This window comes from Paenibacillus polymyxa, assembly GCF_018614975.1.
Lineage (GTDB): Bacteria > Bacillota > Bacilli > Paenibacillales > Paenibacillaceae > Paenibacillus > Paenibacillus polymyxa_E.
The window spans coordinates 1-12,101 of the sequence record NZ_JAGGNR010000008.1; the positions used below are offsets into that span (position 1 = coordinate 1).

Here is a 12,101-nt window from a genome sequence, read left to right on the forward strand (position 1 = left end):
ACTTGACAGGGAGCGGTTCATCCGGAAGTTGGGGTCTTCTTTTTATATCGCGATTTATTTGCGCCAGAATGTTGAACATTCTGCCTTATCCTTTATATTGAACTCAATCATTCTCTCAAGTAACGAAAAATCAATCTCCTGTTTCCACTTCATCCGCACCAACTCTTTGGTGTGATCATACCCCGCCTGTGTGATCGCTTCCGAAAAACGAATAATTCCGGCCTTCTCGGGAGCAACAGCCAAATGTTGCTTGGATACACTAAAGCCAATGATAAAGGTATCATGGTCGGTAAACATCGGTTGGTTCCATGCTATTTTTTGTTTTAAATTCGGGAATTTTTCAGTGACCCAGTTCAAGACTCCTTCTGTTCGTGCCTGGTGTTCCGGGTTATCGATGCGAGCTATAAATTCTGCAAAGGTCTCCATTAGTTCCCCCTATATCATGAAATATACTATTTAATTTGCCCCATTTAAACTCATTCTATCATGAATATCAAATTCAAAACCCCTTATCTGCCCGATAACTCAACAAAAAATGAGCTGCCTGCACCCTTCAGGCTGATGTGAAAATGATGCCTTCACCTTTCTCATCCCACTCCTTTCATATTTTTCCAACTAGTTACTAGTTATTAGACGCAGGTATCTTCTGTTCGTTGCGATGAGACGGCGGGTTATAGAACGATCAGCAATTAACAAACTGAAAAGCAAAAAGCAGCTGACCTTGGCGGCAGCTGCTTTCTACTATTTATAACTATCAATATTACACAGTTCATACTTACATAGTGCTGATATCAATAACAAAGCGATATTTCACGTCGGAAGCCAGTACACGTTTGTATGCTTCGTCAATCTGGTCTGCGGAGATGACCTCAATGTTAGGTGCAATATCATGTTCTGCACAGAAATCAAGCATTTCCTGCGTCTCACGGATACCACCAATCATGGAACCTGCGAATGAACGACGATGACCGATGAGAGAGAATACGTTAACAGCTAAAGGCTCTGGAGGAGCACCCACGTTCACGAGTGTACCATCCAGCGTGAGCAGTGAGAAATAAGCGTTAATATCAATATTCGCACTTACTGTGTTAATCATCAGATCAAAGCTGCCTGCAAGTTTCTCGAATGTTTCCGGCTCGCTTGTGGCAAAGTAGTGATCTGCACCAAATTGTAGTCCATCTTCTTTTTTGCTCAAGGATTGGGAGAGAACGGTTACTTCGGCACCCATCGCATGTGCAATTTTGACAGCCATATGACCAAGACCACCCATACCTACAACGGCAACTTTCTTACCCGGGCCAGCTCCCCAGTGATGCAGGGGTGAATATGTCGTAATACCGGCACAGAGCAAAGGTGCAGCAGCATCCAGTCCAATGTTATCAGGGATGCGAACGACGAAATCCTCTACGACAACAATATGAGTTGAATATCCACCTTGCGTCGGCTCACCGTATTTGTCTACCCCAGCATAAGTGGGAATATTTCCTTTGAGACAGTATTGCTCTTCACCTTTACGACAGTTATCACATTCACCACAGGAGTCAACCATACATCCGACCCCTACTCGGTCACCAACCTTGTATTTGGATACTCCGGTTCCCACATCCGTTACAATCCCGGCAATCTCGTGTCCAGGAACGAGTGGGTAATTCACAGGTCCCCATTCACCGTGGGCAGTATGGATGTCAGAATGGCAGATACCTGCATATTTAATCTCGATTAATACATCATTAGTATCCAGATCACGTCGTTTAATTTCAGCACTTCTGAATTGTTGGTCGGGTCCGTCAACGGCTCTGGCTTTAGCTATAATCAATGGTATAACCTCCTCGTAATTTAAAGTTCAAAATAATCTTACCCCCTCTAGTTAACTCTAGGTCAAATGTTTATCTTATTTTTTTATCTCCAACGTACTTTGACATCCAGTAATCCAACATGTTAGAATTCACTCGGATCAATCCTAGAGTTAACTCGAAGTCTACCCCTAGTAGAAAGGAATTCATTCTATATGACCTATTCAATCGGTGAAGTTGCCAAAAAATTAGACCTTACGGTATATACATTGCGTTACTACGACAAGGAAGGACTCATGCCTTTTGTGGAACGTACCCCGAGCGGAACACGTTTGTTCAAAGACTCCGACATTGACCTTCTAAAGATCATCCAATGTCTGAAACTGACCGGCATGCCTATTAAAGACATTAAGGACTTCATTGAATGGTGCTCTGAAGGAGACTCCTCGCTGAAGCAAAGATATGACATGTTTACGGAGCGAAAAGCTATTGTGGAAGCACAAATGGAGGAACTAAGAAAAACCATGAAAGTCATCGAGCACAAACGCTCCTACTACGAAACAGCTTTGGAAGCTGGGACCGAAGAGATTCACAAAATTAAACCGATGGAACATGCCACCACCAATTGATTGTTCACGTTTTTTATTGTCTTGATTAACGCAAAAAAATAGTAGCTTGAGGTCCTCTAATGGATTTCAAGCTACTATTCGTATGTGTAGAGAAAAACGCATCAAGGTTCCAAAAGTTTCATGGATACATTGACAATCCGTTTTAATTTTTCCTTATCCGTCGAGGTTCTTGCCATGGCTCGTATGCCCACGGAGATATTGTGCAGGTACTCTGCCATTTCCTTTGCATTATGATCAGAGGAGAACTCTCCATCTCGCTGTCCCCATTCAATAATCTGCTCGAACATCCGCTCAGCTACATTAAATGATTCAAGAGATCGGGAGTCCACATCCGTATCACGTTGGCCCAGCTCCACCGCCGAGTTCACGATCAGGCAACCTGATGGCGTATCCTCTGCTTCGCTGGTCATAACTTCGAAAATTTTATGCAGTGCTTCCACTGCTGTCCTGGACGCTTTGATCTCTGCGAGCAATGTGTTGTTGACCTTGCCATTGTAACGATCCATTGCCTGCAAAAACAGCGAATGTTTGTCATCAAACGTATCATATATACTTCTGCGATGAATCCCCATATGCTCAACCAGGTCACTCATCGACGTCTTCTCATAACCTTGTTCCCAGAAGATTTTCATTGCTTTATCCAATACTTCGTTCACTTCAAACTCTTTACTCCTAGCCATTTTGACTTCCCTCCCAAAATCAATTTAACACATCGGGAACGATCAGTAAATAAAATGTGCACCAGCTTCCGTACGTCCACATCTAATCATATATTGGTTGAACCGTAGGTGTATATCTCCTGTACTTGTTGTATATCATGACCTGAGTACTTGTGAATATGCGGCCAGCAATCGATGTCTTATCCATTCACATCAAATGTTTGCCTATTCCTATCCGTTTTCTACCGCCTTCGGTCAATATACGATAGAATGTGATTATTATGTTGTCAGGAAAAAAGGAGAACTTTGCCTGTCTGATCAAATACATGAACAACAAAACGAATTAGCCACACTCATTGACCGTTATTCTGACAAGGATGGGGTACATCCCACGGCAATCCCTTCATTATTTCTAATCCGTGAATCGGTTGTTACTGAACCTATATTTAGAGTGAATGAACCTTCCTTCTGCATTATCCTTCAGGGTGAGAAGGAGGTCCTTCTGGGACAGGATCGTTTCCGATATGGTCCAGGAAGTTATATTGTGGCAACCGTTGACTTGCCGGTTAGTGGACAAGTGATTCAAGCCTCGTCTGAGGCTCCCTATCTGGCCCTGAAACTTGAATTCACATCCAGTGAGATTCTGGAGGTATTGAACCATTCCGATTTCCCAGCAAGACCGCGGAAAACAACGAGACGTGCGATGTTTGTCAGCCAAGCTGAACCGTCTCTGCTGGATGCAGTCGTCAGGTTAGCCCGTTTATTGGAAGATCATTCGGAAGATATCCCTCTGCTAGCTCCTTTGTTCAAAAAGGAAATAGATTTGGCGAATATGAGCACTGCCTCTCTGCACAGTCACTTTAAAGAAGTGACTGCCATGAGCCCAATTCAGCCGTGAATATTCTCGCATGTTCGGATTTCCGCCCAGAGAAGATATTAAACGCTTGAGAGGCGGAAGCGATGAAACGACTACACTCTATTGACTGGTTACTGGCTAGTACCGTTCCTATAGCTCGTCTAGTTCAACGACCAAAAGGACTCCTTCTGTTTTATCAGAGGAGTCCTTTCTTATTCATGTATTAATGAAGATCATTAAATCGCTAATACATTAAAAACCAGTCGTATATTGTTTTGGAACGTCCGTTGTCTTGCGCAAAGCAGACGCAGCTTCCAAGGCCCAGTAAGGATTTCTTAACAGCCCTCTGCCAACTGCAACGAGATCGGCTTCTTCATTTCCGATGACTGCATTCGCCAACGTAGGATCATCGAGTCTTCCAACAGCAATCACGGGCACATCAAGAGCCTCTTTGATTGCTTTAGCAAGAGGCACTTGATACGCCGCGTGAGTCCCTGGTCTGCCCCATGCAGCAATAGGTCCCTCGCCACCAGATGAGATATCAAATACGTCAACACCTGCCTCTTTATATGCCTTGGCAAACTCGGAACTTTCTTTAATGCCATAGCCACCTTCGACGTATTCTTTGGCTGAAATACGCATCATCAAGGGCATATCCTCGGGCATCTCAGCCTTTGCAGCCTGAATGATCTCCCGGCCAAATAACGTTAAATCTTGACCATATTCGTCTTCCCGCTTGTTTGTTAGTGGAGAATGGAACTGATGAATCAGATATCCATGTGCGCCATGAAGCTCAATCGCATCAAAACCAGCTTTTACAGCACGAGCTACAGCACTCCGGAATTTTTCAACCATTCCTTTTACTTCGTCCGTTGTAAGCGCTCGAGGTTGCTTGGAATTCTCATCAAAGGCGATTGCGGATGGAGCAACTGGAACCTCGGCATCTTCTGCTTTGCGGCCCGCATGAGCAATCTGAATACCAACCTTGGCACCATAACTGTGACACGCATCGACGATCCGCTTCAGAGCCGGGATCTGTTCATCTGACCATAACCCAAGATCATAATCTGAGATCCGGCCATCCGGTTCCACATCTGTCATTTCAATGATAATGAGGCCTGTTCCTCCCACGGCACGACTAACGTAGTGCATATAATGCCAATCTGTTGCAATACCATCTTTTTGCTCAACTGAATATTGGCACATTGGGGCCATTACAACACGGTTTTTAAGCTCTAGGCTTTTAAAAGAATATGGACTAAACAAATCTGTCATCAAAATAAAACTCCCCTTTTCATGAATCACATATAATAAAAATGCATGCGCAAGCATTGAAACAATACCTACAATTAATAACTCCGTCTGATTTGGAACTCACATATATCTTTTACTTCATCACATAAAGACATTCAAATCCATGCTTTCGCAAAATACGAACAGCCTTTTTGGATTGAAGCATACCAGGTGACATTATAATTACGTTATCTTCTCGAAGAAGGTATTTTTCCCATGTGAAAGCAAGGCGCCCCAATGAGATGTTAATCGTATTCGGAGTAGGATTAGCCATATAATCCGTCGCATCTCGAATATCAATCACTTTATACTGCCGAAAATCACGCTCTTGTCTGAGAAATACTTGATAATCTATATATTCAAGATTGCGCACTGGCCAAAATTGAGGTACAACGATGAAGATACCTAATATGAAGGTCAAAAGCATCAACATAATCATTGTATAGCCCTCTCTTAACTCATCAGATATCGTCGAAAATTTTGTTTTGGATCAGAGTCCACTCAATGCCTCAGATATTGTATCCTCACCAGCGATTAGATCAAATGAACGCTTGTAGGTATTCTTGTCACTCAAACTGGCCAAAATTACATGAGCTACATCTTCACGAGCAATATTACCGGATGTGATATTCTCAGCAGCAGTAACTTTACCTGTTCCAGGTTCATTCATTAGAATCCCTGGACGTATAATGGTATAAGTTAACCCACTGCTCTCTAACAATCTATCAGCATAGTGTTTCGCTACATAATATGGAAGGATGTTATCATGCCAGTTCTCACGATTATTGGCTTGGATCGCACTCACCATGATAAATCGATCAATACCCGCTTTTTGAGCCGCTTCAATGGTTTTCCCGGCACCATCCAGATCAATCAGGAGTGTTTTATCATATCCCGTTGTACCGCCAGAACCAGCTGCAAATACAATGGCATCACAACCCGTTACAGCAGCTACAAGTGAGTCAACCGTACCTTCCAAGTCGGCAAGCACCGTTTCCACACCTTGTGCTGCAAATGAATCTACCTGTTCTTGTTTTCGTACCATGGCAAGAACGGTGTGTTCTTCACTATTCTTCAAAAGATGAATAAGCTGTTGACCAATCTGTCCATTTGATCCTACGACGAATACCTTCATGTTCAAAACCTCCTTTATACAAAATCACCGCATCCATATTAAATTCATGCGCATGCATTTAATTTAACGGATATATTAATGAGTGTCAAGTCTTCTTATAGGGTAAATGACTACATTACCCTATATTCACCCTAGCCTTAGAACAATTCTTTAGTGAGGTTCTCTAATCGAGTCTCAAATCCATCCTGTTCCAATTCAGTTTGCAAGACCTGATTAAACGTTTGGAGTGCTCTCTTGTATTTATTCTCTCCAAGCTCCGTAATTCGAGTGTAAATGCCACGCCGGTCATCTTCACATGCATGTCTTTCCAGAGCCCCACAGTCTTTGGCTTCCATCCTAACGACGAGCCTGGAAGTAGCACTTTGGCTCAACCCTACTAGTTCTTGAAGTTGCTGTAGGCGTAATTCCTTACCCTCCGCATTATATATGAAGTTTAACACATAAAATTCCTTCAAAGATAAGTCATATTGTTGAAGCAGAGCTTGTTCCAGCTTCTCGTTCAGATGGGTATGAATGTTAGAGAAAGCCAACCAAACATTCAAACGTTCACTCTTTTGCTGCAATCTAGATCACCCCACTTGATATTTAATGTTCATCAGCTGTTATCCTATTGTATCAAGCTTAATTACATTGGTCAAAACCCATCCAAGTTCGACGTATATAACATTCTAAGCTCATAAGAAGAGCATTTCCCCGTCTTGTAACGACATTTGGAAATGCTCCAGTATTACCATTTATGCAGTCTAATCTTACTTCGCGGTAAGCAGGCTATCGGAAATAAATTGCAGCTGACCCTCCAGTGATACAGGATCGTTGTACGTATCTGAGGTCGGATCAAGCTGGAACACATGGTTTGCCTTCACCGCAGGCAAGTTCTCCCATAATGTATTTTCATAAACGATCTTGGAATCGCTTGTATCACCTGCCCACGGGCTGGTGAAGATGATATCTCCCGCATATTCCGGCAATACCTCCATGGAGATCGAAGCCCATCCAGTCCCACTGTCAATCGCCTCAGCCTGGGCCTTGGCCGGTGCTTTGAGACCGAACTCTCCGTAGATAATCTCACCACCCCGACCGTAATTATGACCGAACACATATAAACCTTTGGCATACGGATTCAGGATGGAGACGGTACGATCACCTACAACGTCCTGTATCTTAGGCTTGAGCTCGTTGATCTGTGCTTCCCATTGTGCAATCCAAGCTTTTGCCGCATCTTCTCTATTGGTAAGCTCGCCCATTTCGATCATCAGATCCTTGTAATTAAGCTTACCGTACTCAATCTGTACGACAGGTGCAATCTGTTCCAGCCTGTCGATACCCTCTGAGCCAGTGTACACGATGATCAGGTCAGGTTTCAAACTGATCAGTTGCTCAGGCGTAGGCTCTTCACCCAAATCGGTTGTGCCCGCTGCTGTCAGTTGTTCCTTGATATACTTGTTGTTCATCGCACCTGATGAGGCGCCGACCACTGGTGCATCCAGCGCAACAAAGTATCCAGTTGTGAATGCTGTCAAATCGACGATACGTTTTGGATTCTTGGGTACCTGTACTTCGCCTGCATCCGATTGATATGTAACGAGCTCCTCCTCGGCAGTTGCTGTTTTGTCCACTGATGTCGCTGAATCCGAATCTGTCTTGATTTCTGTCTCTCCAACTGCGTTCGTGTCCCCACCAGTTGTACTACTTGTCGTGGCTGACTGACCACATGCGCCAAGTACGAGCAGCATAACAAGTGCCATCATAATCCATATTGATCTTCTCTGTTTACGCAAAATAAACCCACCTCTTCATTGATATTGATAATCGTTATCAACGATATCATGATCTGAAGAATTTTACAAGCCAAGTTTATTTCATTCTCCCCATGAATTCAAACTTGCAAGTCACCAAGTTAAACAGCTATCATCAGTAGAGTAGATTAATAATTTCATACAGAGAGAACATCATTGGAAAGCCAATGAAACGTATTCAAGGAGGACAAGATGGAAGAAATTATATTGTGGTTAAAGTATATGTTTTTAGGTATTGTTCAGGGTGCGACGGAGCCAATTCCCGTCTCCTCAAGTGGGCATCTGATCATCGCTCAGAGACTCATAGGCATCAAGCAGAATGGCTTGTCATTTGAGATTTTAACAAACACGGCCTCTCTGATCGCCATTATTTTTATTTACCGGGAAGATATCAAAAAATTGATTATTGGTGCATTAGGTTACCTGCGTACTCGTAAAGACGAATATAGAGCAGACTTCATGTTTTGCTTATACATAATTATTGGTACGATCCCTGCTGCTGTCGTTGCAGTCCTGTTCAAGGACCGGATTGAAGAAATATTCTCATCCGTTTATACCGTTTCCATCGCGCTATTAGTCACCGGGGTTGCATTATGGCTTATTCGTAATCTTCGTGGTCGCAAGCAAGACGGAGATCTGTCTACGAAAGATGCATTATTGGTTGGTCTCGCTCAGGCGGTCGCTCTTATTCCAGGTATAAGCCGTTCAGGGGCGACTGTAATTGCCTCCATCGCCGTCGGCATGAAACAGGACACGGCTTTGAAGTTCTCCTTCATGCTGTATATTCCCATAAGCATTGGCGGACTCATCATGAGTGTATCTGACATCACCAATGATCCGAATCGATCTCAATTGGCGATCCCTTATCTGATCGCGTTCATCACGACACTTTTCGTCACCTATTTCTCTATGAGATGGTTTATGGGCATCATGGCCAGAGGCAACCTGAAATACTTTTCGTATTACTGTTTTGCCGCAGGAACATTGTTACTGATTTTCTTATAAAAAATAGTCCACACACCAAAAGGAACAACCAGCGATGGTTGTTCCTTTGTTGTATAGTGGCAGAGCCTTAATGACCTATAGCAAGAGCTATACGGTCAGACGCGTAGCCTTGTTGCTTCTGTTAACCAGTTCTGTTGCCGCGTGCATGACACTGAACAGAATCAGCAGGATCAGGGGGTACCATCGACATTCCCCATCCGCTCGCTATAAGCCCCATACCTCCCTCTATTTTGACTTATTATATCAGTATTTTGATATCAGTAACCCCATATCACTGGTTCAAAATAGGTATTTTCCATGCAGATTCCCAAGCGGTGATGTATAACCGTTGTCATAACCCTCTTATCTAACCAAGTCACCGTGAGCATCAATCCATATCAGACCAAGTTCTCCGCCGTATCGTTCATTTAATTAAGCAAGTGGGGCTTGTTCTACTAAACAGTCACCTCCAAACATGACCATACGATCTCATAATTAATCTCCTTTACTTCAAAGTAAGGTTAGTATAAACTGAGCCCAAACAAATAAATAGTACGGTCTTTTATGATAGGTACTACCCGGAAGGATAGTGTAAATGATGAGTATGGCTGAATACCACGGTAAAGTAAAAAACATTCAAGATACCCCATTTGGATATACGTTGTCTGTCATTGGTGGCAAATGGAAAATGGTGATTATGTATCTTCTGGCAGAGAACCCACCTGTCCGCTTCAATGAACTGAAAAGGCAGATCGGAGCCATCACGTATAAAACGTTGAGTTCACAGCTCAAAGAGCTCGAAGCAGATGGGATGGTGGAGAGGAAAGAGTATCCCCAAGTCCCTCCTAAAGTCGAGTACCGACTGACAGCCAAAGCTGAAATGTTATTGCCCGTTTTGGAAGGACTATGCGAATGGGGTGCCCAACATCAAGAACCTTCGATTAATAATCGCGTAACGGATTGAGAGCTTTTGTCTCTATATTTTCAGATGAAATATTTGGAGTAAATGTAGTATGTTAGCTGCACACGTGGTACCTCAACGTCTGACAGTTGAAATCCCGCCGTTCCATCACCGCCATATAACAACCCGAGTTCTTCACTACCAAGCGTCCATTCCCTCATTCATTGAATATTTCTATAAGTACCCGAACGTATCTTTTTGCCGTCTTTATTCGTTTACATAAGAAATATAAAGAGCAACGATGTATATAAATTTTAACTCTCGGAGGTCTGATATTATGGAAATTTCAAAGGGAATAACGATGCTTCAGCTTGATTTTGAAGGGAATTTGATTCACCCTGTTCTGATATGGGATGAAGAAATGGCCGTGTTAATAGATACCGGTTTCCCTGGACAATATGACGATTTATGTACCGAACTCGAAAAAGTAGGCGTGCCGATCAACCAACTTAAGACAGTAATTTTGACGCATCAGGATGTGGACCATATAGGCTGTCTTCCTGAGATTTTGCAGGCGTGTGGTGATCATGTCAGGGTATATGCACATGAACTGGATAAGCCGTATATTGAGGGACAGCTCCCTCTTCTCAAAGACGATCACCTTGAGTACCCTCCAAAGGGCAAAGTTGATGAAACGGTAATTGATGGTCAGGAACTGCCGTTTTGCGGCGGAATTCGCGTTATTCATACACCTGGTCATACGCCAGGTCATATCAGTCTATATTTGATGGACAGCAAGACGCTCATTGCCGGAGATTCAATGTACAGTGTCAACGGCATACTCGGCGGCGTTCATGGCCCTACCACACTCGATATCGAGACGGCTCGTTGCTCCTTGAAAAAGTATATGGAACTCGACATTACATCTGTGGTTTGTTATCACGGAGGACTAACTCATGGGAATGTAAATGAACAGATCTCAGGGCTATATAAAATGAACTAACGAATATTTACACTGGACACTCCGATGACAGAACAACCTTCCCATCGCTGTTATCCCCAGATTTTTTTAATTCTTTTTATAAAGGGTAAATCCGGGGATAGCGTATGCTTCCGATGTAGCTTTCTTGCAGAAAGCTTGTAGCTCCGCTTCTTCAGGTTATTTCTGTCCTCTCCGTTATCGTGTAAATGACAAGTTCAATTTATATAGTCAAGGGCTTATTGTTTGGCATACTGCAAAATGGCTGTAGCCGCACGAATTCGCAGCACTTCTTCTTCACTGTGTAACGCTTCTCTCAGCACATGGAGAGCTGTTTGAATTGTGGCTTCATCTACCCCTGTTGAGTGAGAATTGGTTGCTTCCGCTGCTATACTGACTGCAAGACCTCGATCCAGCTGTGCTTGTGATATGGGGTACTCAAACTTCGCAAGGATGGCTGAATCATTTTGCAGTGCCTGTACTTTGTCATTCAGCTCAGCGAGAGGAATACGACCCAACCAGGTAACTCCGCGACGGTGACAGATCAAGTCGTTTTCTGTGCCAGCGGAATCGTCATAATAATAATCCCCGATATCCCCAACATACGTCCATTCATCATCGCTAATTAATACATAATCTCCATCCTGCATGAGGTTAGCAAACATATGTAGTGTCGCGAGTGTGCTCGCCAATTCTGCTTCATCCAAGGGATAGTGTTGAACCAACTGTTCCTTCCATTGCTCCGGTGGGGTATGCTCCAAATCCCCTGTACCTGACCAAGCAATACCAATATAATTTTCTTCCAAAAAGGACTTTACTCTGTTGATCCCATGCACGGTCGACTGGATATGATACAGATTCATGCGTACCGCCTTCCTTTCAATCATTCGTATGAACATAGTTAACCATTGTAACATTAGTGGTATCTATTTCAAACGTAATGACTTCTTCAAGTTCTATACTTCATGCTAAACATACCTTTTGATATAGCCTAAGGCTATAACTAGGTATAATTTAATGGAATTACATTATAACTCCGGATCTGTGATAAATTTTGTGTAACATACAAGCAGAGG

Annotated in this window: 14 protein-coding genes and 2 pseudogenes; 5 read left to right on the top strand and 11 right to left on the bottom strand. The window is 43.2% G+C overall.

Annotation, left to right across the window (positions count from 1 at the left end):
• Positions 1–54 precede the first annotated feature (54 nt).
• Together J7E78_RS03435 and J7E78_RS03440 are read right to left on the bottom strand one after the other, a co-directional pair.
• The gene (locus J7E78_RS03435) at positions 55–426 is read right to left on the bottom strand and encodes an iron chaperone (RefSeq protein ID WP_215074947.1); all 372 of its coding nucleotides are present in this window, start codon (positions 424–426) and stop codon (positions 55–57) included.
• Between the two features lie 349 nt (positions 427–775).
• Entirely contained in the window at positions 776–1,816 is a 1,041-nt protein-coding gene (locus J7E78_RS03440; RefSeq protein ID WP_215074948.1) for an NAD(P)-dependent alcohol dehydrogenase, read from the bottom strand.
• Between the two features lie 192 nt (positions 1,817–2,008).
• Between J7E78_RS03440 and J7E78_RS03445 the strand changes: the two genes are divergently transcribed.
• A complete protein-coding gene (locus J7E78_RS03445; RefSeq protein ID WP_215074949.1) occupies positions 2,009–2,422 on the top strand; it encodes a MerR family transcriptional regulator in 414 nt (137 codons plus the stop codon).
• Between the two features lie 101 nt (positions 2,423–2,523).
• On the opposite strand, the gene J7E78_RS03450 is transcribed toward J7E78_RS03445, so the two are convergent.
• Positions 2,524–3,102, bottom strand: a complete 579-nt coding sequence (locus tag J7E78_RS03450) for a TetR/AcrR family transcriptional regulator (protein ID WP_215074950.1) — start codon at positions 3,100–3,102, stop codon at positions 2,524–2,526.
• Positions 3,103–3,391: 289 nt separating this feature from the next.
• Between J7E78_RS03450 and J7E78_RS03455 the strand changes: the two are divergent.
• Positions 3,392–4,064, top strand: a pseudogene (locus J7E78_RS03455) (AraC family transcriptional regulator).
• A 125-nt stretch (positions 4,065–4,189) separates the two neighbouring features.
• Here J7E78_RS03455 and J7E78_RS03460 read toward each other — a convergent pair.
• From J7E78_RS03460 to J7E78_RS03480, 5 genes are all read right to left on the bottom strand, one after another.
• Positions 4,190–5,212 carry an NADH:flavin oxidoreductase/NADH oxidase gene (locus tag J7E78_RS03460; protein ID WP_215074951.1) on the bottom strand — a complete coding sequence of 341 codons (1,023 nt, stop codon included), beginning with the start codon at positions 5,210–5,212 and terminating at the stop codon, positions 4,190–4,192.
• Between the two features lie 112 nt (positions 5,213–5,324).
• A complete protein-coding gene (locus tag J7E78_RS03465; RefSeq protein WP_215074952.1) occupies positions 5,325–5,669 on the bottom strand; it encodes a rhodanese-like domain-containing protein in 345 nt (114 codons plus the stop codon).
• 51 nt (positions 5,670–5,720) lie between these two features.
• Positions 5,721–6,365, bottom strand: a complete 645-nt coding sequence (locus J7E78_RS03470; protein WP_215074953.1) for an SDR family oxidoreductase — start codon at positions 6,363–6,365, stop codon at positions 5,721–5,723.
• A gap of 137 nt (positions 6,366–6,502) precedes the next feature.
• Positions 6,503–6,928: a MarR family winged helix-turn-helix transcriptional regulator gene (locus tag J7E78_RS03475; protein ID WP_036608058.1), complete on the bottom strand. Its 426-nt coding sequence runs from the start codon at positions 6,926–6,928 to the stop codon at positions 6,503–6,505.
• A 186-nt stretch (positions 6,929–7,114) separates the two neighbouring features.
• A complete protein-coding gene (locus J7E78_RS03480; RefSeq protein WP_215074954.1) occupies positions 7,115–8,143 on the bottom strand; it encodes an iron-hydroxamate ABC transporter substrate-binding protein in 1,029 nt (342 codons plus the stop codon).
• Positions 8,144–8,353: 210 nt separating this feature from the next.
• Here J7E78_RS03480 and J7E78_RS03485 point away from each other — a divergent pair, with 210 nt between their 5' ends.
• A complete protein-coding gene (locus J7E78_RS03485; protein ID WP_215074955.1) occupies positions 8,354–9,166 on the top strand; it encodes an undecaprenyl-diphosphate phosphatase in 813 nt (270 codons plus the stop codon).
• A gap of 345 nt (positions 9,167–9,511) precedes the next feature.
• Here J7E78_RS03485 and J7E78_RS03490 read toward each other — a convergent pair.
• Positions 9,512–9,634: pseudogene (locus J7E78_RS03490) on the bottom strand (arginase family protein); the annotation flags it as partial.
• 109 nt (positions 9,635–9,743) lie between these two features.
• On the opposite strand from J7E78_RS03490, the gene J7E78_RS03495 reads away from it, so the two are divergent.
• Positions 9,744–10,109: a winged helix-turn-helix transcriptional regulator gene (locus tag J7E78_RS03495; protein ID WP_215075526.1), complete on the top strand. Its 366-nt coding sequence runs from the start codon at positions 9,744–9,746 to the stop codon at positions 10,107–10,109.
• A 20-nt stretch (positions 10,110–10,129) separates the two neighbouring features.
• Here J7E78_RS03495 and J7E78_RS03500 read toward each other — a convergent pair whose 3' ends face one another.
• The gene (locus J7E78_RS03500; RefSeq protein WP_215074956.1) at positions 10,130–10,267 is read right to left on the bottom strand and encodes a hypothetical protein; all 138 of its coding nucleotides are present in this window, start codon (positions 10,265–10,267) and stop codon (positions 10,130–10,132) included.
• 116 nt (positions 10,268–10,383) lie between these two features.
• Between J7E78_RS03500 and J7E78_RS03505 the strand changes: the two genes are divergently transcribed.
• Complete coding sequence (locus J7E78_RS03505) at positions 10,384–11,049, top strand: MBL fold metallo-hydrolase (protein ID WP_215074957.1); 666 nt, start codon at positions 10,384–10,386, stop codon at positions 11,047–11,049.
• 215 nt (positions 11,050–11,264) lie between these two features.
• On the opposite strand, the gene J7E78_RS03510 is transcribed toward J7E78_RS03505, so the two are convergent.
• Positions 11,265–11,888, bottom strand: coding sequence for a hypothetical protein (locus J7E78_RS03510; protein ID WP_215074958.1), 624 nt, complete (start codon positions 11,886–11,888; stop codon positions 11,265–11,267).
• Positions 11,889–12,101: the final 213 nt, after the last annotated feature.

What these genes read in the sequence shown, in the direction of transcription:
- J7E78_RS03435 (WP_215074947.1), bottom strand. Translation starts at nt 426, where the DNA reads ATGGAGACCTTTGCAGAATTTATAGCTCGCATCGATAACCCGGAACAC.
- J7E78_RS03445 (WP_215074949.1), top strand. Translation starts at nt 2,009, where the DNA reads ATGACCTATTCAATCGGTGAAGTTGCCAAAAAATTAGACCTTACGGTA.
- J7E78_RS03450 (WP_215074950.1), bottom strand. Translation starts at nt 3,102, where the DNA reads ATGGCTAGGAGTAAAGAGTTTGAAGTGAACGAAGTATTGGATAAAGCA.
- J7E78_RS03460 (WP_215074951.1), bottom strand. Translation starts at nt 5,212, where the DNA reads ATGACAGATTTGTTTAGTCCATATTCTTTTAAAAGCCTAGAGCTTAAA.
- J7E78_RS03465 (WP_215074952.1), bottom strand. Translation starts at nt 5,669, where the DNA reads ATGATTATGTTGATGCTTTTGACCTTCATATTAGGTATCTTCATCGTT.
- J7E78_RS03470 (WP_215074953.1), bottom strand. Translation starts at nt 6,365, where the DNA reads ATGAAGGTATTCGTCGTAGGATCAAATGGACAGATTGGTCAACAGCTT.
- J7E78_RS03485 (WP_215074955.1), top strand. Translation starts at nt 8,354, where the DNA reads ATGGAAGAAATTATATTGTGGTTAAAGTATATGTTTTTAGGTATTGTT.
- J7E78_RS03495 (WP_215075526.1), top strand. Translation starts at nt 9,744, where the DNA reads ATGAGTATGGCTGAATACCACGGTAAAGTAAAAAACATTCAAGATACC.
- J7E78_RS03500 (WP_215074956.1), bottom strand. Translation starts at nt 10,267, where the DNA reads ATGAGGGAATGGACGCTTGGTAGTGAAGAACTCGGGTTGTTATATGGC.
- J7E78_RS03505 (WP_215074957.1), top strand. Translation starts at nt 10,384, where the DNA reads ATGGAAATTTCAAAGGGAATAACGATGCTTCAGCTTGATTTTGAAGGG.
- J7E78_RS03510 (WP_215074958.1), bottom strand. Translation starts at nt 11,888, where the DNA reads ATGAATCTGTATCATATCCAGTCGACCGTGCATGGGATCAACAGAGTA.